Annotated in this window: 19 protein-coding genes; 7 read left to right on the top strand and 12 right to left on the bottom strand. The window is 64.8% G+C overall.

Translation table 11 applies throughout. The features are described 5' to 3' along the window. Positions 1-53 precede the first annotated feature (53 nt). On the top strand, positions 54-803 hold the full coding sequence (locus ACFPB1_RS23945) for an SDR family NAD(P)-dependent oxidoreductase (RefSeq protein WP_379228676.1): 750 nt from the start codon (positions 54-56) through the stop codon (positions 801-803). Positions 804-982: 179 nt separating this feature from the next. Here the strand turns inward: ACFPB1_RS23945 and ACFPB1_RS23940 are convergent, their stop codons facing one another. Both ACFPB1_RS23940 and ACFPB1_RS23935 read right to left on the bottom strand, forming a co-directional pair. Next, on the bottom strand, positions 983-1,693 hold the full coding sequence (locus ACFPB1_RS23940; protein WP_379228674.1) for a YjjG family noncanonical pyrimidine nucleotidase: 711 nt from the start codon (positions 1,691-1,693) through the stop codon (positions 983-985). A 135-nt stretch (positions 1,694-1,828) separates the two neighbouring features. After that, positions 1,829-2,272, bottom strand: coding sequence for a carboxymuconolactone decarboxylase family protein (locus ACFPB1_RS23935; protein WP_379228673.1), 444 nt, complete (start codon positions 2,270-2,272; stop codon positions 1,829-1,831). Positions 2,273-2,497: 225 nt separating this feature from the next. On the opposite strand from ACFPB1_RS23935, the gene ACFPB1_RS23930 reads away from it, so the two are divergent. Continuing rightward, positions 2,498-2,998 carry an Rrf2 family transcriptional regulator gene (locus tag ACFPB1_RS23930; RefSeq protein WP_379228671.1) on the top strand — a complete coding sequence of 167 codons (501 nt, stop codon included), beginning with the start codon at positions 2,498-2,500 and terminating at the stop codon, positions 2,996-2,998. 404 nt (positions 2,999-3,402) lie between these two features. Here ACFPB1_RS23930 and ACFPB1_RS23925 read toward each other — a convergent pair whose 3' ends face one another. After that, entirely contained in the window at positions 3,403-4,230 is an 828-nt protein-coding gene (locus tag ACFPB1_RS23925; RefSeq protein ID WP_379228669.1) for a helix-turn-helix transcriptional regulator, read from the bottom strand. A gap of 174 nt (positions 4,231-4,404) precedes the next feature. Here ACFPB1_RS23925 and ACFPB1_RS23920 point away from each other — a divergent pair, with 174 nt between their 5' ends. The 3 genes from ACFPB1_RS23920 (at position 4,405) to melA (ending at position 8,198) form a co-directional block, all read left to right on the top strand. Continuing rightward, positions 4,405-5,502: an FG-GAP repeat domain-containing protein gene (locus ACFPB1_RS23920; RefSeq protein WP_379228690.1), complete on the top strand. Its 1,098-nt coding sequence runs from the start codon at positions 4,405-4,407 to the stop codon at positions 5,500-5,502. Beyond that, positions 5,499-6,578, top strand: a complete 1,080-nt coding sequence (locus ACFPB1_RS23915) for a Gfo/Idh/MocA family protein (protein WP_379228668.1) — start codon at positions 5,499-5,501, stop codon at positions 6,576-6,578. Before ACFPB1_RS23920 ends, ACFPB1_RS23915 begins: the two co-directional genes overlap by 4 nt. Positions 6,579-6,785: 207 nt before the next feature. Beyond that, complete coding sequence (melA, locus tag ACFPB1_RS23910) at positions 6,786-8,198, top strand: alpha-galactosidase (protein ID WP_379228667.1); 1,413 nt, start codon at positions 6,786-6,788, stop codon at positions 8,196-8,198. Between the two features lie 927 nt (positions 8,199-9,125). On the opposite strand, the gene ACFPB1_RS23905 is transcribed toward melA, so the two are convergent. The 4 genes from ACFPB1_RS23905 to ACFPB1_RS23890 form a co-directional block, all read right to left on the bottom strand. Continuing rightward, a complete protein-coding gene (locus tag ACFPB1_RS23905) occupies positions 9,126-10,598 on the bottom strand; it encodes an aminoacyl-histidine dipeptidase (RefSeq protein ID WP_379228665.1) in 1,473 nt (490 codons plus the stop codon). A 188-nt stretch (positions 10,599-10,786) separates the two neighbouring features. Beyond that, positions 10,787-11,392 (bottom strand): HD domain-containing protein, encoded by a 606-nt coding sequence (locus tag ACFPB1_RS23900; RefSeq protein ID WP_379228664.1) that lies wholly within the window; start codon positions 11,390-11,392, stop codon positions 10,787-10,789. A 207-nt stretch (positions 11,393-11,599) separates the two neighbouring features. Continuing rightward, positions 11,600-13,480: an ABC transporter ATP-binding protein gene (locus ACFPB1_RS23895; RefSeq protein ID WP_379228663.1), complete on the bottom strand. Its 1,881-nt coding sequence runs from the start codon at positions 13,478-13,480 to the stop codon at positions 11,600-11,602. Further along, a complete protein-coding gene (locus ACFPB1_RS23890) occupies positions 13,473-15,203 on the bottom strand; it encodes an ABC transporter ATP-binding protein (protein ID WP_379228662.1) in 1,731 nt (576 codons plus the stop codon). Before ACFPB1_RS23890 ends, ACFPB1_RS23895 begins: the two co-directional genes overlap by 8 nt. A 252-nt stretch (positions 15,204-15,455) precedes the next feature. Here ACFPB1_RS23890 and pepT point away from each other — a divergent pair, with 252 nt between their 5' ends. Further along, positions 15,456-16,694 carry a peptidase T gene (gene pepT / locus ACFPB1_RS23885; RefSeq protein ID WP_379228661.1) on the top strand — a complete coding sequence of 413 codons (1,239 nt, stop codon included), beginning with the start codon at positions 15,456-15,458 and terminating at the stop codon, positions 16,692-16,694. Positions 16,695-16,889: 195 nt separating this feature from the next. On the opposite strand, the gene ACFPB1_RS23880 is transcribed toward pepT, so the two are convergent. The 4 genes from ACFPB1_RS23880 to ACFPB1_RS23865 form a co-directional block, all read right to left on the bottom strand. Further along, the gene (locus tag ACFPB1_RS23880) at positions 16,890-17,807 is read right to left on the bottom strand and encodes a DUF6454 family protein (protein WP_379228659.1); all 918 of its coding nucleotides are present in this window, start codon (positions 17,805-17,807) and stop codon (positions 16,890-16,892) included. A gap of 84 nt (positions 17,808-17,891) precedes the next feature. Continuing rightward, complete coding sequence (locus ACFPB1_RS23875; protein WP_379228658.1) at positions 17,892-18,773, bottom strand: metallophosphoesterase family protein; 882 nt, start codon at positions 18,771-18,773, stop codon at positions 17,892-17,894. 16 nt (positions 18,774-18,789) lie between these two features. Further along, complete coding sequence (locus tag ACFPB1_RS23870) at positions 18,790-19,131, bottom strand: DMT family transporter (RefSeq protein WP_379228657.1); 342 nt, start codon at positions 19,129-19,131, stop codon at positions 18,790-18,792. Beyond that, positions 19,128-19,910, bottom strand: coding sequence for an HAD family hydrolase (locus ACFPB1_RS23865; protein ID WP_379228656.1), 783 nt, complete (start codon positions 19,908-19,910; stop codon positions 19,128-19,130). Before ACFPB1_RS23865 ends, ACFPB1_RS23870 begins: the two co-directional genes overlap by 4 nt. 196 nt (positions 19,911-20,106) lie before the next feature. Here ACFPB1_RS23865 and ACFPB1_RS23860 point away from each other — a divergent pair, with 196 nt between their 5' ends. After that, complete coding sequence (locus tag ACFPB1_RS23860) at positions 20,107-20,670, top strand: GbsR/MarR family transcriptional regulator (protein WP_379228655.1); 564 nt, start codon at positions 20,107-20,109, stop codon at positions 20,668-20,670. Positions 20,671-21,397: 727 nt separating this feature from the next. Here ACFPB1_RS23860 and ACFPB1_RS23855 read toward each other — a convergent pair. Then, entirely contained in the window at positions 21,398-22,045 is a 648-nt protein-coding gene (locus ACFPB1_RS23855) for an HAD-IA family hydrolase (protein ID WP_379228654.1), read from the bottom strand. Positions 22,046-22,469 lie beyond the last annotated feature (424 nt).

Raw genomic sequence — 22,469 nt, 5'->3', positions numbered from 1 at the left:
ATGGTTAATTCATTAATTATTCAATATTTAATTATAAAGGAGAGATTCAGATCATGTTATTCAACGGTAAAGTCGCGATTATTACGGGTGGAGGGGCCGGCATTGGCTTGGCTGCGGCCCGCTTGTTGGCGGAGCACGGCGCGAAGGTGCTCGTCACCGGCCGACGGGAAAGCCGCCTGAAGGAAGTCGAAGCGCTCCATCCGAACATCAAGGGGTTCGCGGCGGACGCCGGCGACCCCGATTCGGCTGCCCGCACGGTGGCGGCGGCGGTCAACCTCTGGGGACGGCTCGATATCGTCGTCAACAACGCGGGAGCCGGCGCGATACTGCCGCTCGTTGACGTGGATGCCCGCTCGGCGCAGGACATGTTCGCCGTCAACGTCATCGGCCCGACGCTGCTCGCCGCCGCCGCGGTCCCGGAGCTGGCGAAGACGAACGGCACGATCGTCAACCTGTCCAGCACGTACGGCAGCAAAGCGGGAAGCGGACTGTCGCTCTACGCCGCGAGCAAGGCGGCGCTCGAGCATCTGACCCGCTCCTGGGCGCTCGAGCTCGCGCCGCAGGGCATTCGCGTGAACGCCGTCGCCTCCGGACCGGTGGAGTCGGACTTCCTTCGCGAGCGCATGCGTCTCACGGACGAACAGATCGCCGCAGTCAAGGAGCAGGAGCGCCAGGCGATCCCGCTCGGACGCCGCGGGGAGCCGATCGACGTCGCGCGGTGGATCGCGAAGCTGGCCGATCCCGAAGCGGACTGGATCACGGGCCAAATCATCGCGGTCGACGGCGGCTTGACGATCGCCTGAAGCCCGCTCCTCTAACGTTAAACGGCGAGGCCGGGGCGGGACAAGGCAATCGTGCCGCCTTCCGGCCAAGTGAACCGTTCGTCCCCTGAGCGAATCGACCATTTAAAGCAAAAGACCGGGCCGCGTTCGCCCGGTCTCTTCCTGTCCGCCTATCGCGCTGCGTTGGCGGCCTATCGCCTTTACGGCGCTTCGCTTGGTTCCGCGCAGATCGCGAGCAGCTCGGCCAAGCCCGAGATCGTGTACGTGCTCGGCACCGCTTGCGGACCGGATTGCGGCGACCGTTTCCGGTCGATCCAGCAGGTATCGATGCCTGCCTGCAGCCCGCCCTTGATATCCGTGCTCAAGGAGTCGCCGATAATCAGCGCCTCATGCCGGTTGAAATTCGGAATGTGCTGCATCACGTGATCGAAAAACGCGGGCGAAGGCTTCTGGGCGCCGATGCTCTGCGAATCGAAGATGTCTTCGAAAAACTCGTAAAGTCCCGACTGCTTGAGCCGCTTGATCTGCGTGCGGGTAATCCCGTTCGTGACGACGAACAAGCGATGGGTTGCGGACAACCGCCGGCAGACGTCCAACGCGCCTTCCATGTGAATTTGCTCCCCTTCGCCCAGCAATTCACGATATAGGTTCTCCCATTCCGAGCCGTCCACGACATGGCCCAGCCTTAACATCGTCTCCGAAAACCGGGAATTCAGCACGACGTCCAGCGTCTTGGTTCCGTTCTCGTACTCAGCCCATAATTGCTTGTTGACGATGTGATAATGCCGGAACAATTCGTCCGGAGAGGCATACCCGTATTGCCGAAACAATCGGGTGAGCGATTCCGTCTCGTTCGCGCCGAAATCCAGCAGGGTATCATCGAGATCGAACAGCAGAATCTTATAACGCATGGTTTCCCCCGTCTTGGCTAAAGATGAATAGGATGAATATGAATAGCTAGGAATGAAGCGAGGAAGCCCGCTTCGGCAACGGCGTTGGCCGGATGGCCAAGATGTGAACCAACCGGGCCTGCCGTCTCTTGCGCGTCAGTCTTGTTCGGGGAACATGCCGGTCGAGATGGCGAGCCGGTTCCACGCGTTGATCGTATTGACCGCCATGACGATCGCTACGTATTCCGCTTCGCCGACGTGCGCCCGCGCGTTCTCATACACGTCCTGCGGCACGCCTTGCTCGGATATGCGGGTTACGGCTTCCGTCAGCTCAAGCACCGCCCGTTCTTTATCCGTGTAGAACGGCGCCTCCCTCCAGGCGTTCAACAAATAGATCCGCTGCTCCGTCTCCCCCAGCTTCCGCGCTTCCTTCGTATGCATGTTGATGCAGAACGCGCAGCCGTTGATTTGCGAGGCTCTGATTTTGATGAGCTCGTACAGCTTCGCGTCCAGCCCGCTCGTTCGATTGAAGCCTTCAAGCTTCAGCATCGTTTGAAAAGCGCCCGGATTGGCTTCGGTGTAATTGAATCGGACTTTCATGTTATCTCCTCCGTGAATGGTTATTTGGTTTTGCGGCCATATTGTCGACAATATTAATCGCCGATCAACTTCGTCTACAATATACCTCTTGGGTTCTCTGTTGTCAATCCGCCATAATTCGGGAAATCATCGCGTCAGGGTGCCATCCGGCCTCGATTTGACAAGGGATTTGTTTGTACCTAAGATGTTTACTATCAACCATGCGTCATGAAAGCAGGTGTCCGCATGCAGTATAGTGTCGGCGTTGAATATGCCCTGCACTGCTTGGTCTATTTGATCGATATTCCGCCCGATTCGACCGTGGGCATTAAAGAATTGTCCGCGTTCCAAGGCATCTCGGAAACTTATCTGTCGAAGATCTTCGGCAAATTGGCGAAGGCCGGCATCGTCGGCTCCGTTCCCGGCGTCAAAGGCGGGTACAAGCTGGCCAAGCCTCCGGCGGAGATCTCGTTCTGGGACGTCGTGGAGGCCGTCGAAGGCGCCGCGCCGATCTTCCAATGCAAGAACATCAAGGATAACAGCTACCTGTGCCGGGATGAGGACTATGCGGCCTGCGCCCGCGCCATGCCCTGCACGATCAATCTCGCGATGCTCGAAGCCGAAGAGAGCATGCGCAATTCGCTGCGCGCGAAGTCGCTGCTGTGGCTGAACGAGGAGCTCGACCGCGTCTTGACGCCCCAATCGCGCCAAGACACGCGCGACTATTTTGCCGGCGGCGGCGTCTGACGGCCGCGGCGGCGCGGACGCGATCCGCAGGCCCGCCGTTGCGCCGCTGCCCCGGGACGGCGCGCCGCGGGAGCAGTGCAACAGAAGCCTAAGCAGCACGAAGAGCCTTCGCGGCGGCATGCCGACGAAGGCTCTTTGCGTTATTCATTTATCCGTATCGATCGCGGCATCGGCAATCGGCCTGTCGACGGCGGGACGAAGAGCGGCATCGCCGGCCAGCTTGCCCAGACTCGCCCCGCTCACCCCCTATGCGCCCTCATAACCGCTGCAAAGCCCACATCAGCCAGACGAGTGCCCCCACCATGAGGCCGCAGCTGCCGAATAGCGCAAGAAGCACGAGTTTGTTTTTCATCGTTGTCCGCCTCCTTATCGAATGCCCGAATCGGATCGCCGCGCGCACGGGGTTAACGATTGTCCCTGTATTTGCACGGCGTCGTGCCGGTCGTCTTCATGAACGCGTTGTAAAACGAGGGCTCGCTCTGGTAGCCGACGATTTCGGCGATTTCCTTCACTTGCAGACTGGTTGTGCGCAAATACCGTTTCGCCGCTTCCATCCGGCAATAGATCAGAAACTGAATCGGACTGACGCCGACCATTTCTTTAAACAGATGCGCCAGGTGGTATTTGTTCAAATACGTGTCCGCGGCGAGCGAAGCCAGCGTATGAGCGGCCCCGTAATTCTCCTCCAGCGCCCGCTTCGCCTTCCACACCGCTTCCTTGGCCGTCGAACGTCCGCGCTCCGCCGCGTCGCCGTAATGCGCGAGCCGCGCCAGCTTCACGAACAGCAGCCCCAGATAGTGGCTGGCCGCGAGCTGCGACTCCGGCTCCATCCGCCGATGCTCCGCGATGCAGTCCTTCATCAGCTTGGCCACGCCGGGCAGATGCTCGCGCAGTTCGAGGACCGGCGCCGCGGCCGGGTCGATAAAATAATCCGGCGGCAGCGCGCCGATCTGCATGTCCGTGTACCCGATATACGTGGCGCGGAACGGATGCTTCGTGGACAGCTCCTTGTGCCACAGGCCGCGCTGGTAGAACAGCAGCGTCCCCGGACCCGCGGCGTAGCGGCGTCCGTCGATCTCGAACTCCCCTTCGCCCTCCTCGATCAGCAGCATCTCGCTGTTGGCGTCGTGCTTGTGGAGCTCCAGCATGAACCGCCCCGCATGGCCGTCGAACGCGAAGGAAGCGCCGGAGAGAAAGACCGGCTGGCTGCGGAACAGCGACGTTTCGCTCATGAGATCCCCTCCGCTATCGCAAGAATCGATAGGTTTATTCACAAGCTCTCTTATTGAATCGCTCCGGGCGATGGCATAATCTTATATAAGATAGCGCTTGCATCGGTTATGACCCAAGCATAGCGCATAACCGCAGGAAGTGACAACATTATTTAGTTGGGAGCGTGCCCATTGGTGCTGCGATTCAAGAAACGCTTGCTGTCCGAGGAGAAATACGAGGCCTGCGCGGTGTTCGACGTGAACGGCGACGGCGTGCCGGACATCGTCAGCGGCGCGTACTGGTACGAAGGGCCGGACTTCGCGAAGAAGCATTTTATCTGCGACGTCCTCGCAGTCTCGGAATACCATGACGACTTCTCCGATTACCCGATGGACGTCGACGGCGACGGCCGGCCCGACATCGTGACCGGCGGCTGGTGGGGCGAGACGCTGCGCTGGCGCCGCAATCCCGGCGAGACCGGCGCGGCCTGGGAGACGTTCGACATCGACCGCTGCGGCAGCATCGAGACGATCCGCTTCTTCGATATCGACGGCTGCGGCGCGCCGGAGATCTTCCCGAACACGCCGAGCGCGCCGCAAGCGTATTACAAGCTCGTCCGCGACGAAGCGGGACGCGGGACCGGCCGCTTCGAGAAGCACGTCATCGGCGAAGGGCCGAGCGGCCACGGCATGGGCTTCGCCGACGTGAACGGCGACGGCCGCACGGACGTGGTGCTGGCAGGCGGCTGGCTGGAGCAGCCGGCGGATCCGTTCGCCGGGCCGTGGACGTTCCATCCGGAGTTCGACCTCGGCAGCGCCAGCGTGCCGGTGCTCGGCCACGACGTGAACGGCGACGGGCTCGTCGACCTGATCGTCGGGCAGGCGCACGACTACGGATTGCATTGGTACGAGCAGGGCCGCGCGGCGGACGGCTCCCGGACGTGGACGAAGCACGAGATCGACATGACCGGCTCCCAGTTCCACGATCTCTGGCTGGCCGATCTCGACCTCGACGGCGAGCCCGAGCTCGTCACGGGCAAGCGGTACCGCGCGCATAACGACGGCGACCCCGGCGCGTTCGACGACATCGGCCTCTACTATTACAAGCTCGGCGGCGGCCGCTTCGAGAAGCACGTCATCGACTACGGCCCGGCGGGCGAGGCTTCCGGGGCCGGCATTTATTTCTGGGTGCATGATTTGAGCGGCAACGGGTATCCCGACATCGTCGCGCCCGGCAAGGACGGCCTGTACGTGTTCGAAAATCTGGGGCGGGACGGGGAGGAACGGTCATGAGCAAGCTGAGAATCGGCTTCGTCGGCGGCGGCGGGATGGGCCAGATGGCGCATCTCAGCAATTACGCGGTGCTGACGGACGAATGCGAGGTCGTCGCGCTGGCGGAGATCCGGCCGCAATCCGCGGCGCTCGTCGCGGAGCGCTACGGCATTCCGGAGGTGTACCGCGATCATCGCGAGCTGCTCGCCAGCGCCAAGGTCGACGCCATCGTCGCCCCGCAGCAGTACCGCCATCATGCGGCGCTCATCCCGGACATCCTCCGCGCGGGCGTGCCCGTCTTCACGGAGAAGCCGCTCAGCCTGACCGTGGAGGCCGGACGCGAGCTGGTGCGCGTCGGCGAGGAGACCGGGACGCTGCATATGGTCGGCTACCACAAGCGCTCCGATCCGGCGATGGAACGCGCCATGCGGGAGGTCGACGCCTGGCGGGCGAGCGGCGGCTTCGGCAAGCTCCGGAGCATCCGCGTCACGATGCCGCCGGGCGACTGGACGGCCGCGGCCGACAAGCCGCTGAACGCGGGCGACCCGTACCCGGAGCTGCGGCAGGAGCCGGGGCCGGCGGACTACACCGACGCGCAGACGCGCGAGCTGGATCGTTTCGTCAACTATTACATCCATCAGGTGAACGCGATCCGCTTCTTCCTCGGCGGCGAGAACTACAAGCTGACGTTCGGCGACCGCGCCGGCGTGCTGCTCGTCGGCGAGAGCGACGGCGGCGTCACGGTCAGCCTGGAGATGGCGCCGTACCACACGTCGATCGAATGGCACGAGCACGTCATCGTCGCCTTCGAGCACGGCTTCGTCCGGGTCGACCTCCCCGCCCCGCTCGTCCGCCAGCAGGCGGGCAAGGTGACGATCTACAAGGACGCCGCCGGCGCCGGCGCGCCGGAGATCGTTCAGCCGATCATGCCGAATGTCTCGGCCATGCGCAACCAAGCGCGCAACTTCCTGGCCGCGGTCCGCGGCGAACGCCCTGCGCCCTGCACAGCCAAGGAAGCGCTCGAGGACCTCGTCCTCGCCCGCTCGTACATCGATTACATGTCCCGCACCTACGGCGTCGGGCTGGCCGACGCGTAACGGCAGGGATGCTTATCAAAATATCCATGGAGGCAGTCATCGTCGTTGGGAGTACGGAGCCGCGGCAACGTCTGCGGCCGCCTATATAATCGGGCTAAACCCGCTGAGTCGGGTTAATGCCGATTGCAGCAGCGAACGGAGACCCGTACCCCCGCAGGCCCATGCTTCCTCCTGTATGTTTACCATGCCAAAGAACGGGGTGTTCCTATGAGAAGAGTCGCCATTATCGGGGCCGGCAGCGTTGTGTTCTGCAAGACGCTGATCCTGGACATCATGGCCACGGAAGCGCTGCAAGAAACCGAATTCGTGCTCATGGCGCCGTCCACGAACAAGACGACCCACGTGAAAGCCTACATCGACCGCGTCATCGCGCATAACAACCTGAAGGCCACGGTATCGATCACGACCGACCGCCGCGAAGCGCTCGCCGGCGCGAATTACGTCATCTGCTCCTTCCAGATCGGCGGCCTGGCCGCGTTCGAGCTCGACTACCAGATTCCGCTCAAATACGGCGTCGACCAATGCATCGGCGATACGCTGGGACCGGGCGGCGTCTTCCGCGCCCTGCGCAGCATTCCCGTCATCCTCGACGTCGCGCGCGACATGGAGGAGCTGTGCCCGAACGCGATTTTGCTCAATTACGTCAACCCGATGGCGATGATCTGCTGGGCGCTCGGCGAGACGAACGTCCAATACGTCGGCCTGTGCCACGGCGTGCAGACGACGCTCGACCTCATCGCCGGCTACACCGGCGTCCCGAAGCAGGAGATCGATTTCGTGACCGGCGGCATCAACCACATGGGCTGGTTTCTCCGGATCGGGCACAACGGCCGGGACCTCTACCCGCTCCTGCGCGAGAAGTTCGAGCAGCCGGAGTTTTACGCCAACGAGAAGGTGCGCGGGGAAGTGTTCCGGCATTTCGGCTATTTCATGACGGAGTCGACGGGCCATCTGTCCGAATACGTGCCGTGGTTCCGCCACAGCCGCAAGGCGCTGGACCTATACTGCGACGAGCCCGCGTTCGGCGGCGAATCCGGCGCGTACTACAATTGGTGCATCTACGTGGCGGGCAAGTACAAGGAGTCCGACCTCCTGACGGACGAATCGTCCGAGCTGCCGCCGCGGAGCATCGAATACTGCGCGTACATCATCGAGGCGCTCGAGACGGGCAAGCCGTTCAAATTCAGCGGCAACCTGCGCAACGACGGCATGATCAAAAATCTGCCGGACGACTGCTGCGCGGAAGGGCTCGTGTACGCCGACCGGACCGGCATCCACCGGACGATCGTCGGCGAGCTGCCGCCGCAATGCGCCGCGCTGAACCTGACGAACATCAACGTCCAGCGCCTCGCCGTCCTGGCTGCCAAGACCGGCGATCCCGAGACCCTCGTCCAGGCGATCGCGCTCGACCCGCTGACCGCCTCCGTCCTGACGCTGAAGGAAATCCGCGACATGGTGACGGAGATGCTCGACGCCGAAAGCGAATGGCTGCCGCAGTTCGGCAACCGCCGGCCGCGCCCGACGCCGACGATTCCGATCCCGGCCGACGTGAAGCGCGCCGACGTGCCGATCGACCCGGCGCTCGCCATCTTCGCGCGGCTCGGGGAGCTGGCGCGGTAGCGTTAGCCGCGGAGCGGCAAAAGCCTGACCTCGGCCGGAAGCTTCCGGGCCGGGGTCAGGCTTTTGGGGTTGGCGCTGCGCAATTGACGCCGAGGTTGGCGCTGCGCTCGGCCTTTCGCACCATTAACGGCGCTGGTGGCCGCGAAACGCCAACTAGCAGATCCTGTGGCCGCCAGCGGCGAGCGATCCCACAGTGGCGAGCGAGTCCACCAACTGCGAGCGAGCCCGCCAACGGCGAGCGGTCCCACCGACCAACATCGAGCGAGCCCGCCAACGTTTGAGCGAGCCCGCCAACGTCAAGCGCTCCTCCAAGCGGACACCAGCGCCGCTATTTCGCAATTTTGGCCGGTTTTGCGCCTTTCGCGGCCACACGTTCCGCTATTGAGGCCAAAATTGGCGCTGCGCACGGGTTTTCACGCCAATAACGGCTCTGGTGGCCGCGAAACGCGCCAAATGGGCGTTTTCTGCCAAATAGCGGATCCTATGGCCGCCAGCGGCAGCGAGCCCGCCAGCGGCGAGCGAGCCCGTCAATGAGGAGCGAGCCCACCAACGTCGAGCCATCCCGCCAACGTTTGAGCGAGCCCGCCAACGTCAAGCGCTCCTCCAAGCGGACACCAGCGCCGCTACTTCGCGATTTTGGCCGGTTTTGCGCCTTACGCGGCCACACGTTCCGCTATTGAGGCCAAAATTGGCGCTGCGCTCGACTTTTCACGCCAATAACGGCGCTGGTGGCCGCGAAACGCGCCAAATGGGCGTTTTCCGCCAAATAGCGGCTCCTGTGGCCGCAAACGGCGAGCGATCGTCCTGGCGATTACCACCAAATAGCGCCTCCCACGGCCGGCAACGCACCGGCGGAACCATAACGCCGCCGAACCGCCGCCAACAAAAGAACCGCCGGGTTCCCCCGACGGTTCGGTTCAACGCGATTTACCCTTTCAGCGCCCGCATCACGTCCTCCAGGAACGCCCACGTCCGCTCCACCGACGATATCGACAGGTGCTCATCCGGCGTGTGGATCTCGTACATGTTCGGCCCGAAGGAGACGGCGTCGAGGTCCGGCATTTTCTCGATCAGCACGCCGCATTCGAGGCCGGCATGGATCGCCTTGATCTCGATCGGCTTGCCGAAGCGCTGCTCGTACGCCGCCTCGACCACGGGGCGCAGCTTGGAATCCGCGCGATACGGCCAGCCCGGGAAATAGTGGTCCGTGCGGAACTCGCAGCCGACCGCTTCCGCCAGCGTCGCCATCGCGCGCACGACGTCGTCGGTCTGCGAGCGCACGGAGCTGCGCGCCAAGCTTTGCATCACGACATGCGTCTCGTTCACGGAGACGACGCCGAGGTTGGAGGACGTGCGCACGAGGTTGCCGATCGCCTTGTCCATGCTCAGCACGCCGTTCGGGATGAGCGCCAGCAAACGGATAACGGCGGTTTTCACGTCGTCCGCGAACGCCCTGCCGGCGGAATCGCCCGCGTCGAAGCCGGCCTGCAGCGTGACCGAGACGCCCTTGTCGCTCGCTTGGAACTCGTCCCGCAATATACCGTTGAGCTCCGCGATCCGCGCTTCGACCGCCGCCTTCGCCGCGGCATCGAGGTATACCGCCGCTTCCGCCTCGCGCGGAATGGCGTTGACCTTCATCCCTCCGCTGACGCCCGCCAGCTCGAACGCGGCCCGGCGGCGCAGGTCGTCCAGCACGCGGCCGAGCAGCTTGTTCGCGTTCCCGCGCTCGTGGATGATGTCGTCGCCGGAGTGGCCGCCCATCAGCCCTTGCACGGCGATCGTGTACGGCTCGCCGGCAAACGAGCCCGCTTCCTTCCACGCCAGCGGGACGGTGTGGTACGTGTTGATGCCGCCGGCGCTGCTTACGAACAGGATCCCTTCGCGGTCGGAGTCGAAGTTGATCATCATCCGGCCCTTCAGCGGTGACGCGTCGAGCTGGAACGCGCCGCCCATGCTCGTCTCCTCCTCCGTCGTCAGGAGAATCTCCAGCTCCGGATGCGCCATGTCCGGCGAATCGATGATCGTCATCGCCGTCGCGACCGCGATGCCGTTGTCCGCGCCGAGCGTCGTGCCCTGCGCATAGATCATGTCGCCGTCGATTTTGAACCGGATCGGATCCTTCGCGAAGTCGTGCACGGTCGACTTGTTCTTCTCGGTGACCATGTCCAGGTGGCCTTGGAAAATCACGATCGGCGCGTGCTCGTACCCGGGCGCCGCCGGCTTGCGGATAATCAGGTTATGCCGGTCGTCCTGCAGCACCTTGCAGTTCCGCTCGCGCGCGAAATCCGCCACGAAGTCGCTGATCGCCTTCTCGCTGCCCGATCCGCGGGGAATGCGGGACAGCTCCTCGAAAAACCGAATGACCCGGCTGTCGCCGGTATAAACGTTGCTTTGGCTCATATGTAAATAATCCTCCTTCAATAAATAAATGGCCTATGCTTCCAGTGTAGCGCATGCGCCTCGAAAACGCCAAATGCGTGTCCTCCGCTAGGCAGGCACGACGGGCGCAGCTTCGCCGCAAGCAAGAAGCGCCGCCCCGCCGCTCGCGCACGCGCTTAGGCGTACGCCGCGGCACGGCCGCCGGCCGGCTACGGCAGCAGATACCCCTTCGCCACCGCTTCCTCCAGCAGGCCTCGGACGAAGCCGCCCAGCGCCGGCGCCGCCTCGGCGACGACCGCCATGCGCTTCCGCACGGCGTCGGCGCGGACGCCGTGCGCCCGCCACGCCTTGCCCTCGGTGTAGAAATTATGCAGCACCGGATGCAGCCGGTCCATCGCCAAGGCATACTTCGCTTCCGGCGTCCGGCCTTCCTCGAATTCGAGCCACAGCGCCATCCAGGCGTCCCGCTGGTCCTCCGGCAGCAGCCCGAAGATCCGCTTGGCCGCCGCGGTCTCGCGCTCCAGCTTGTCCGCATGGCCCTGCACGTCGTAGGCGAACGTGTCGCCGGCGTCGATCTCGACCAAGTCATGCACGAGCAGCATGTGCACGGTCTTCTTCAGGTCGAGCTCCGCATCCGCCGCGTGCTCCTGCAGCAGCAGCGCCATGACGGCGATGTGCCACGTATGCTCCGCGTCGTTCTCGCGCCGCTCGCCGTTCATCAGATAGGCTTGGCGCAGCACGTGCTTCAAAGCGTCAATCTCGCGAATGAACGCGATTTGCTTGGCGATCCGTTCGGTTCCCAGTTCCAGTTCCATTTGCTTCGCGCTCCTTTTCCATCATTCATGCGTTCGGCCCTGCCGTTCCTCTCATCCTACCGCCTCGCGCCCAGCAAGCGACAGGACATCGGTCCCGCGTACCCGCCGAAACGCGCGGCCCGTCGCCGGAACGCGCGCGAATAAAGAGACGTTCCCCAAGCGGAACCGCCCGGGAAACGTCTCTTTCGTCCGCGCCGGCGCCGGCCGTTACCCGCCGCTCAGCACCGCGCCGAACTGGTTCGTGAACATGTCGTAGTACACGCCGCGCTGCGCCATCAGCTCGTCGTGCGAGCCGCGCTCGACGATGCTGCCGCGGTCGATGACCATGATCGTGTCTGCGTCGCGGATCGTGTTCAGCCGATGGGCGATGACGAAGCTGGTCCGGCCCTGCAGCACGCCCTTCAGCGCGTCCTGGATATGCAGCTCGGTCCGCGTATCGATGCTGCTGGTTGCCTCGTCGAGAATGAGGATCGATGGATCCGCGAGAATGACCCGCGCGATCGCGAGCAGCTGCCGCTGGCCTTGGCTCAGGTTACTGCCGTTCTCCGCGAGCACGGTGTCGTACCGCTGCGGCAGCCGGCGGATGAACGGCGCCGCGTTCGCCAGCGCCGCCGCCCGCTCCATCTCCGCGTCCGTGGCATCCGGCTTGCCGTACTTGATGTTGTCCCGGATCGTGCCGGAGAACAGGTACGTATCCTGCAGCACGATGCCGAACGCCTGCCGCAGGCTGTCCTTCGTGTACGACCGGATGTCGCGGCCGTCGATCGAGATGGAGCCTCCGGTTACGTCGTAGAACCGGGTCAGCAGGTTGACGATCGTCGTTTTGCCCGCGCCCGTCGGCCCGATCAGCGCGGTGCTCGTGCCCTCCGCCGAATCGAAGCTGACGCCCTGCAATATCGGCCGGTCCGCGCGGTAGCCGAACGAGACGTCGTCGAACACCACATGCCCCCGCGGATTGGCAAGCCGGACCGCGCCCGGCGGATCCTCCGGCTCCTCTTCCTCGTCCAGCACCTCGAACACGCGCTCCGCGCCCGCGACGCCGGACTGCAGCGTGTTGAACAGGTTCGCCAGGTCGATGAGCGGCCGCACGAACTGCCGCGAATAGCTGAGGAAGCTCGCGATGACCCCGACCGTGATATGGCCGTTCACCGCCAGCAGCCCGCCGACGATGGCGACGGCCGCGAAGCCGAGGTTGTTAATGACGTTCATGATCGGCATGAGGAAGCCGGAGCGGATCTGGGCTTTGGTGCCGACCTCGCACAGCTCCGCGTTGATCGCCTCGAACTCGTCGATCGCCTTCCCCTCGCGGTTGAACGCCTTGACGATCTCAATGCCGGATATCGTCTCCTCGATATGGCCGTTCAGCAGGCCGAGCTTGTTCTGCTGCTCCTTGAACAGCGGCCCCGTCGCGCGCGCGATCGAGCGGGTCAGGAAGTAGACCGCAGGCACCGTGATGAGGCTCGCGAGCGTCAGCAGCGGGCTCAGAACGAGCATCATCACGAGCGCGCCCGCGATGGAGATCGAGCCGCTCATGACCTGCGCGGCCGACTGGGCGACCGTATTGCTGACGTTGTCGATGTCGTTGGACATCCGGCTCATCAGGTCGCCGTGCGTGCGCGTGTCGAAGAACCGGATCGGCAGCTTGTGCAGCTTCTCGAACAGCGCCGCGCGCAGCCGGCCGACGATCCGCTGCGAAGCGCCGGCCATGAGCCAGCCCTGCGCGAACGTCAGCCCGCCGTCGGCGACGTACGAGACGACCATCGCGATCAGCGCGAGCTCGAGCGCGCCGAAGTCGACGCCCCCGGCGTTCGCGGTCATGGCGTCGATCGCGCGGCCGATCAAGTACGGCGCCGCCAGCATGATGAGCGAATCGACGAGGATGATGACGAACACGGCCGTCAGCAGCTTCCGTTCGCCGCCGAAATACGACCAGAGGCGCCGGAGCGTCGCCTTCAGGTTCTTCGGCTTGACGACCGGACCGCCGCGTCCCGGATGGCCCCGGCCGGCCATGCCCATCGGCGGCGGGCCGGGAGGCGCTCCCGCGCCGCCGGCCGCCGGCCCGCGCCGGTTGTCGTCGCGGTCAGGCATTCGCCTTCGCCTCCTTGCCGGTCTGCGACCGGTAGATTTCCTGGTACGTCCGGCAGGTCCGCATCAGCTCGTCGTGCGTGCCGGACCCGACGATCTCGCCGTTGTCGAGCACGACGATCCGGTCGGCGTCCATGACGGACGTCATGCGCTGCGCGATCAGGAGGCAGGTCAAGCCTGCGGCGTATTCCCGCAGCGCCGCCTTGATCCGCGTCTCGGTCGCCGCGTCGACCGCGCTCGTGCAATCGTCGAGAATCAGGATCGCCGGCTGCCGCACGAGCGCCCGCGCGATGGACAAGCGCTGCTTCTGGCCGCCGGACAGGTTGACCCCGCCTTGGCCGAGCTTCGTGTCATAGCCGTCCGGAGACGCGGCGATGAATTCATGGGCCTGCGCCATCTTGGCCGCCCGCACCATCTCCTCCTCCGTCGCGTCCTCCTTGCCCCAGAGCAGGTTCTCGCGAATCGTGCCGATGAACAGCACCGTCTTCTGCGGCACGATCGCGATCCGCTCGCGCAGCCGCTTCGGATCGACGTCGCGCACGTCCGTCCCGTCGACCTCCACCGTGCCGGCGGCCGCGTCGTAGAAGCGCGGAATGAGCGAGACGAGCGTCGTCTTGCCCGAGCCCGTCGACCCGATGATGCCGATCGTCTCGCCCGGCCGGCAGTCCAGCGCGATGCCGCGCAGCACGGGTTCCGTACCGCCGTAGGCGAACGACACGCCCTTGAACGAGACGCTGCCCGCCGCCTGCGGCTTGCCCGGCTCGCCGTCCCGCCAGGTCATCGCGTCGCGCTCCGCGAACACTTCGCCGATCCGCTCCGACGACGCTTTCGCCCGGACGAACAGGTTGAACACGTTGGAGATCATGAGCAGCGAGAACAGAATTTGCGTCATGTAGTTGATGAACGCGATGATATGCCCGACCTGCATGTGGCCCTCGCCGACCCGCTGGCCGCCGAGCCAGATGACCGCGACGATGCCGAAATTGACCGTCAGCATGATGCCCGGGCCGAAGATCGACAGCATCCGCATGGCGCGCGAGGTGATCTCCCGGTACGACCGGTTCACGCCGGCGAATTTGTCCGTCTCGAACTCGAACCGGTTGAACGCCTTGACGACGCGCACGCCGGAGAGGTATTCGCGGGACACGCCGTTCAGCCGGTCGAGCGACTGCTGCACGCGCGAAAACAGCGGAAATCCGATCCGCATGTTGACGACGATCAGGATCGCCACGATCGGCACGACGACGGCGAGCACGACCGACAGCGGCGGGTTCAGCCGGATCGCCATGATGAGGCTGCCGAGACAGATGAGGGGCGACTTGACGAAGATCCGCATCAGGCCGTTCGTGAAGTTTTGCAGCTGGGTGACGTCGTTGGTGAGCCGGGTGACGAGCGACGCGCGGTCGAACTTGTCGATGCTCGCGAAGCTCAGCGTCTGAATCTTGCGGAACAAGTCCGACCGCAGCTTGGTGCCGAAGTTGAGCGATACGCGGCTGGAAATGATGTTGCGCATCGAGGCGGCCACCGCCCCGATCGCAGTGACGAGCAGCATGTACCCGCCGAAGCGGACGACGTAATTCAGATCCTTGTTCTGCACTCCGACGTCGATGATGCGCGACATGAGCGTCGGCTGCAGCAGATCGCAGAGCGCTTCCACCGTCAAAAACAGGATCGCCGCGGCGAACGGCTTGCCGAACCGCCGCAAATATGGGCTCAAGTAACTCAAGCGCAGGACTCCCTTGCCGATTCGAATGGTCTGCTTCTTACCTACTTTTCGTGCTCCGACTTGGCGGGTGTACTTCCGGCTTTCCCGCCTTCGCTTCTTCCGGCCTTCCTCCCGGTCTCCCTCCCGGCTGCCTCCGTGCGGCTGCCTGCCGCCTGCCGCCCTTCGCGCCGCGCCGTCCCCATTCCGCTCTTATGCTCCCATTATAACTTGTGGTACGATAGGAAGGAAATCAACCGCAAGGAGCGTGCGTCCATGAAAGAAGAACTGTTGAACCGATTCACCTCATACATAACGATCGACACCCAGTCCGACGACGAAAGCTGCACCTGCCCGTCCACCGCGGGCCAATGGGACCTGGCGCGGCACCTCGAGCGCGAGCTGAAGGAGCTCGGCCTCACCGAGGTCACCTTGGACGAGAACGGATACGTCATGGCGACGCTGCCGGCGAACACGGACCAGGAAGGCGTCCCGACGATCGGCTTCATCGCCCACATGGACACCGCGACGGACTTCACCGGCGCCGGCGTCAAGCGCCAAGTCGTCGAGAACTACGATGGCGGCGACATCGTGCTGAACCGCGAGCGGAACATCGTGCTGTCGCCGCGCGAATTCCCGGAGCTGGCCGGCTACAAGGGCCAGACGCTCGTCACGACCGACGGCACGACGCTGCTCGGCGCCGACGACAAGGCGGGCATCACCGAGATCGTGACCGCCATGGCGTATCTGGCCAAGCACCCGGAGATCAAGCACGGCCGCATTCGCATCGCCTTCACGCCGGACGAAGAGATCGGCCGCGGCCCGCATAAGTTCGACGTGCCCGCCTTCGGCGCGGATTTCGCCTACACGATGGACGGCGGCCCGCTCGGCGAGCTGGAGTACGAGAGCTTCAACGCCGCCCAGGCGGTCGTGACGTTCAAGGGCGTCAACGTGCATCCCGGCACGGCGAAGGGCAAGATGATCCATTCCGCCAAAATCGCCATGGCGTTCCACGACCGCCTGCCCGCGGGCGAAGCGCCGGAATTTACCGAAGGCTACGAAGGGTTCTACCACTTGATCTCGATTCAGGGCAACACGGAGCAGACGAAGCTCGTCTACATCATCCGCGACCACGACAAGGAGCTCTTCGCGCACCGCAAGGCGACCGTCGAAGCGATCGCCGCCGAGTTCCGCCAGACGTACGGCGAGGACCGCATCGTGCTGGAGCTGAAGGACCAGTACTACAACATGCGCGAGAAAATCGAGCCGGTCAAATACATCGTCGACATCGCCCACGAATCGATGACGAACCTCGGCATCGCGCCGATCGTCAAGGCGATCCGCGGCGGCACGGACGGCTCGCAGCTGTCGTACATGGGCCTGCCGACGCCGAACATTTTCGCCGGCGGGGAGAACTTCCACGGCAAGTTCGAGTACATCTCCCTCGAGACGATGCAGAAGGCGACGGAGGTCATCGTGGAAATCGCGAAGCTGGTGGAGCGGCGCGACCGCTAAGGCGGGCCTGCGCGCGTGCGAACGCGAGGCGCCGCGAGTGAACGCGTGGCGCCGCGAGCGCACGTGAGGCGCCGCTCGAAGCCCGCGAGCAGCGGCCGCGCGGCAAGCCTCGCCCCGTGCGCTGCGCATACGCACCATAATACGCAAAAAAGATGCCGGGCTTACCCTTGCCCCGGCATCTTTTTTTGCGCTTGTCTACCCCGCCGAGCCGCCGCTTGCCGGCGGCTCTTCGGTTTCGCCTTCGCGTTCCGCCCCCAGGCGCTCGCTCTCGTACACCAGCAGCGCTCCGCGGTCGTCGTCCGGCACCGCGTACAGCCGGAGCCGATCGCCCGCGCGCTCCAGGAACACCGGATTGCGCGTCAGCACATGGCCCCCGGGCGAGTACAGCGCGACCGGCACCTCGTGGACCGCGGCCAGCGCGTCCAGGTCGACCAGCGCCAGGCCGCCCAGCTCGTACCGCGCGGCGCCGGCCTCCGCGCGGCCGGGCACCGGCAGCTCGGCGATGCCGCTCAAGAGCAGCTGCCCGCCGCCCGCGTAATGGCCGTCCTGGTAATCGACGAAGTGGCTGCCGTTGGCCTTCGCGCGCAGCAGCCGCCCCGTCCGGTCCCACTCGTAGAAGACGCGCGAGCCCCAGCTGTAGCCGACGAGCCGGCCGTTCCGGCCGTCGCACGCCACGCCGACGACGTGATCCGGCACGCGGAACGCTTCCTCCGCCGCCAGCGTGCGCGGGTCCACGCGGTAGACGATCGCCCGGCTGTTCGGCCGGTATTCGGCGACCGGGAGCCACAGGCTTTCGCCGTCGTAATCGAGGCCGCCCGGGTGGTACATGTCCCCCTCGCCGAGTATCGTCTCCCGCACGAGCCGCCCCGCGCCGTCGAAGGCGAACAGGCGGCCGATCCCCTTGCCCGGCGAACGGTCGTACCCGTCCGCCCGGTTCGCCTCGCGAACGGGAACCTCGGTCAGCTCGACCGAGGATAAGTAATACAGCTCGCCGACCCGGATCATGCCTTGGGCGTGGCCGTTGCCGAACTGCAGGCCGATCTCGGCCCGCGCTTCCCATCTCGTGCCGCGCGTCAGCTTCCGGAACAGCGCGGTCAGCTGCGGATCCTCCATGTGCGTTCGTCCTCCTGCTATCGTGTATACATGCTTGCCTCGTCCGCCCCTATCATAACCTATATCCCGGCCGCGGCCCTGCGCCTACGCCTGCGGATACGCCAATTCGTACCGCGCGCCCTCGATCCAAGCGCCCCGCTCGAAGTCCCGGCCGCGCACGACGACGCGGTCCCGGTACACCTCGACATCGTAGCCTTGGCTGCCTTCCTTGCGCTCGTCCGCGTCCGTCCACAGGTACGCGACCGAGGCGGCGTTGAACATCGGCGGCAGCGCGTCGTCCCCCGCGTAATAGGTATGCGCCGCTTCCATCTCCCAGTGCGTATGCCCCGTGAATAGAATCGCGCGGCCGCGATGCGCGGCGAGCACCGCCTTCAGCTCCGCGTCCTGCATGACGCCGTGCCAATTTTGCCCCGTCCGGGAGCCGGCCACCGTGTCCAGCAAGGGCTGGTGCAGGAATACGAACGCGGGCAGCTCCGAGGACGCGCCTTCGCCCAGCTTCGCCGCCAGCCAAGCAAGCTGCTCGCCGGAGAGCGACGCGTACAGCTCGTGATTCGTCTCTGTGCCGAGAAATAGAAATTGAACTCCGCCGATCCGATGCTCGTGGTACGGCGCGGGCATCGCCGTCGCGGACAAGAAGTTCGCGATGCGGGCGTCCCATACGCCGAGGCCGACGTCGTGGTTGCCCATGGTCAGCCGCAGCTCGGGCAGCCGCGCCCGGTGCGCGTCCCAGATGCGCCGGAATTCGGCGTACTCGTCCGGGAACCCGTGATCGGTCACGTCCCCGACATGCATGATGCCGGCGCTGTCCGGCGCCGTCTCGGCGATATCCGCCAGCGCCCGCTCCAGGCGGCGGTTATACAGATGATCCGCGTCCGCCCGGACATGCGTATCCGTGATGACTTGAAACCGGAGCAGCCGCTCCCCGGGCCGCGTGCCCGCCTGCGCGTGTTGACCGTTCGTGTCCATCGTTCCGCTCCCTTCGTTAATGCCCGTTTTGACTGATGTTCAATCCGATGACCCCGGCCACGATCACGCCGATCCAGAGCAGCGAGGACATCGGCAGTTTCTCCCCGAACACGAAGTACCCCGCGATCGAGATGAGCACGATCCCGATGCCCGACCACACCGCGTACACCAAGCTGACTTCCAAGTAGCCGAGCGCGAAATTAAGCAGCGTAAAGCTCGCGCCGTAAAACAAAAACATCAACACGGAGGGCACGACGCGATTAAAGCCGTCCGACAGCTTCATGGACACGGTGCCGGACAGCTCGAGCGCGATCGCGAGGCCGAGCAGCAGCCACCCCATGCCCTTCCCCCCTCTCATAATCCGCCTTCCGAGACGGACAGCTCGCCGTAGGAGACGATGACCGCGTCCGCGTCCGTCAGCAGCTCCGCGCCCGCGCCGTCCGGTCCGGCAATGCCGACCGCCAGCGCCGCGCCGGCCGCCTTGGCCATGCGCATGTCCCCGTTCGTATCGCCGATCACCGCGGCCCCCGAACAGGGCAGCCCCAGCTTACGGCACGCCAGCTCCATCATATCCGGGAACGGCTTGCCGCGTTCCGCCTGATCGGCCCCGATGCAGACGTCGAAATAATGCCCGAAGCCCAGCCAGTCGAGATGCTCGAGCGCCGTCTCCGTCTCGTCCGCCGTCACGACGCCGAGCGCCAGGCCGGCGCGGCGGCACTGGGCCAGGAACGCGGCTGCACCCTCCAGCGGTTTGCACGCCCGGGTCTGCGCCAGCCTGTCGTTCGCGTGTGACGCGCACGCCCGGGCGAGTACCTTCGCATCGGCCCACGAGAGCCCCGACCGGTAGCCCTGCCATGCCAGCACCGCCAGCAATTCACCGACCGTCCCCATCGCGAGCGGACCGTTGCGGTCGTAATCCGTCATTGTCCCGTCCGCCGAGCGGCGGGTTCCCCATAATGAATCCGCATCCACTTCGATCGGCCGCAGCTTCCTCGCTTCGAGCTCTTGGGAGAACCGGCTGAGCAGCTGCCCGCTCCAATTCCCCCACGTGTACGCAAAGTCCAGCAGCGTGCCGTCTTTGTCGAACAAGATCGCTTGAATCGGAACCTCAGCGCCCGCCGCGCGCAACAGCGCCATGCACGAACCCTCCTTTTACTTGGTCAGTCGTTCAGTTCGGCGCGCTCCATTCGTTCAGCTCGCGCCGCGTTGCCCTGTCTTGTATATTCAAAAATTATTGTACATTAAAATTCGCGAGAAATGGGATGCCTACGTGAAATCGGATTGAAATTTATGTAAAATGCAGGGGAGAGACGAACGGCTTGGAGGAAGAACGATGAAGAAAGATACGGCAGGCAGATTGAACGATCCGGCCACGTCCCGCGAGCAGCTTCGGGCCAAAGTCATCGACGCCATCGCGCAGACGATGGACTTGTACGGCGTCAACTACACCTTCGGGCAGCTGTACGGCACCATGTTTTTCGAGGACCGGCCCATGACCCTGGAGGACATGCAGGCGGACATGAAGATGAGCAAGAGCAACATGAGCTACGCCGTCCGCTCGCTGATCGAATCCAAAATGGTGACCAAGCTGAAGGAGAAAGACGCGCGGAAAGACCTCTACGTGGCGGAGACGAACTTCTTCAAGGCGTTCCAGTCCTTCTTCACCACGAAGCTGCAGCGCGAAATCGACGTCATGAAGCACGCGATCGAGGCGGTCATCCCCTCCTTGTCGGATACGATCCTGGAGCTGGACACCCCGGACGAGGAACGGAAGCTCTGCCTGGAGGATCTGCACAAGCTGAAGCACGCGTTAAGCTACTACGAATGGCTGCAGCGGTTCGTGAACGACCTGGAGTCGGGCGTTTATTTCGACGGGTACCGGGAGGGGGCCCGGTAAGGCGCGTTAACGGAGCGCGAAAACGATCATCCTCCCATCCGCGCGCAATGATCGCTATTATCCTTCTACTAACCGAAGAGCCCTCGCCTGGATCACCCGGGCGAGGGCTCTTTGAATTGGGGGCCGGGCCAACGGGCCGGGGGATGGCCGCGCCGGGTTCCCGCGGCGCTCGGCCGACCGGCCGGGCCGGCGGCGGGGATGGCCGCGCTGGGTTCCCGCGGCGCTCGGCCGACCGGGCCGGCGGGGATGGCCGGCGCCGAGTACCGCGGCGCTCGGCCGATTGGGCCGGGCCTGCGGGGGATGGCCGCGCCGGGTTCCCGCGGCGCTCGGCCGACCGGCCGGGCCGGCGGGGCGGGCCGGCGGGACTGGGCGCGCCGGCAAGGCTATCCCCGCCGGGTATCGGCGGCGCTGGGCCGCCTAGCCGGGCCATCGGCGGGCTAGCCGCCCGTTCGCGGACACAGGCGCGCTTATTTGCGCGAAAATCTGCGTTTTCGCGATTTCGCGGCCACACGATCCGCTATTAGCCCCGCGGCCCCCGTTTTAGCGCTTGTTTGCGCCAATTAGCGTCTCTGGTGGCCGCTTAACTCGCCAAACCCGCGATCCGGCGCAAATAACGGACGGTGTGGCCGCGAAACGTCACAGTGCCGCATTCGGGCCGGCTAGCAGTAAACACGCCGCGCTTTTCTGTCACCGTCGCCTTAACCCGCCTGTCTCCCTCAGCGTCCGTTTACCGGGACGAGCTCCCCAGCCCCGTCACGATCTTCAACAGCTCTGCCGGCGAATGGCACAAATAATCCGGTCCCGCTTCGGCCAGCAGCTTCGCGGAGTCCCAGCCCCAGGTCACGGCCGCGACCGGCACGGCAATGTTGCGACAAGCCTCCACGTCCCGGAGCTCGTCGCCGACATAGAGCAGCTGCGATTGCTCAAGACCCATGCTGCGCGCCAGGCTGCGGATCGCCTTGTCCTTGCCGAACAGATTGGAGGCGGAATGGACCACCTCAAAGAAATCCAGCCCGTTCGTTTCCAAGTAGCGGCGGATGTTCTCATTCGAATTCGAGGACAAAATTCCCAGCCGGTGCCCCTGCTCCCGCAGCGCCGACAGCGTTTCGCGGATCCCTTCGGCCAGCCGCAGATGCGCGGATTCCTTGCGGTAGGCGCGTTTGCCTTCCAGTGCCAAGGCCGGCAGCTTATACAACGGCACGCCCAGCGCGCGCAAGCGGTCGGGGATGGACAGGTCGGACAGGCGCCCGATTTCCTCCTCCGCGATCCGCCTGCCGCCGTACTTGGCCGCCAGGTCGTTAAACAGCCGGACGGCCAGCAGCTTGGACTGCACCAGCGTGCCGTCAAAATCGAACAATACAAACGGCTGCTTCAATCCGATTCCCCCGTTCCCATCTCATCGATTAGTTTAAGTATCGCTCGTCCGCGGGAATCCCGCAAGCCGCGGCGGCGGCATAACGTAGGGGCGGCCGTTTCGAGCATGACGCCGCACGCCGGCTGGAACAAGCAATGTCGCAGACCGTAACGGTGAGGTCGCAGGACCGACCAGCCGGCCGATGTTTGCAAGCAGCCGCGGCGGCCCTGGCCGGCCGCTTCCCCCAAATGCCGCGCCGCTCCCCGGCGGCCCCGGCCGGCGCGCCCCCGCAGCCGCGGCGCCGGCGTAACGGCCGTCGGGGCCGCCCGCTCCCGCCGGCTGCCGCACCGCTCCCCGGCGGCCTCGGCCGGCGCGCCCCCGCAAGCCGCGGCGCCGGCGTAACGGCCGCAAGGCCACCCGCTCCCGCCGGCTGCCGCACCGCTCC

Origin of the sequence: Paenibacillus sp. GCM10023250, assembly GCF_042653205.1 — a bacterium.
Taxonomy (GTDB): Bacteria; Bacillota; Bacilli; order Paenibacillales; family Paenibacillaceae; genus Paenibacillus_Z.
This window is presented reverse-complemented; position numbering and strand designations above follow the sequence as displayed.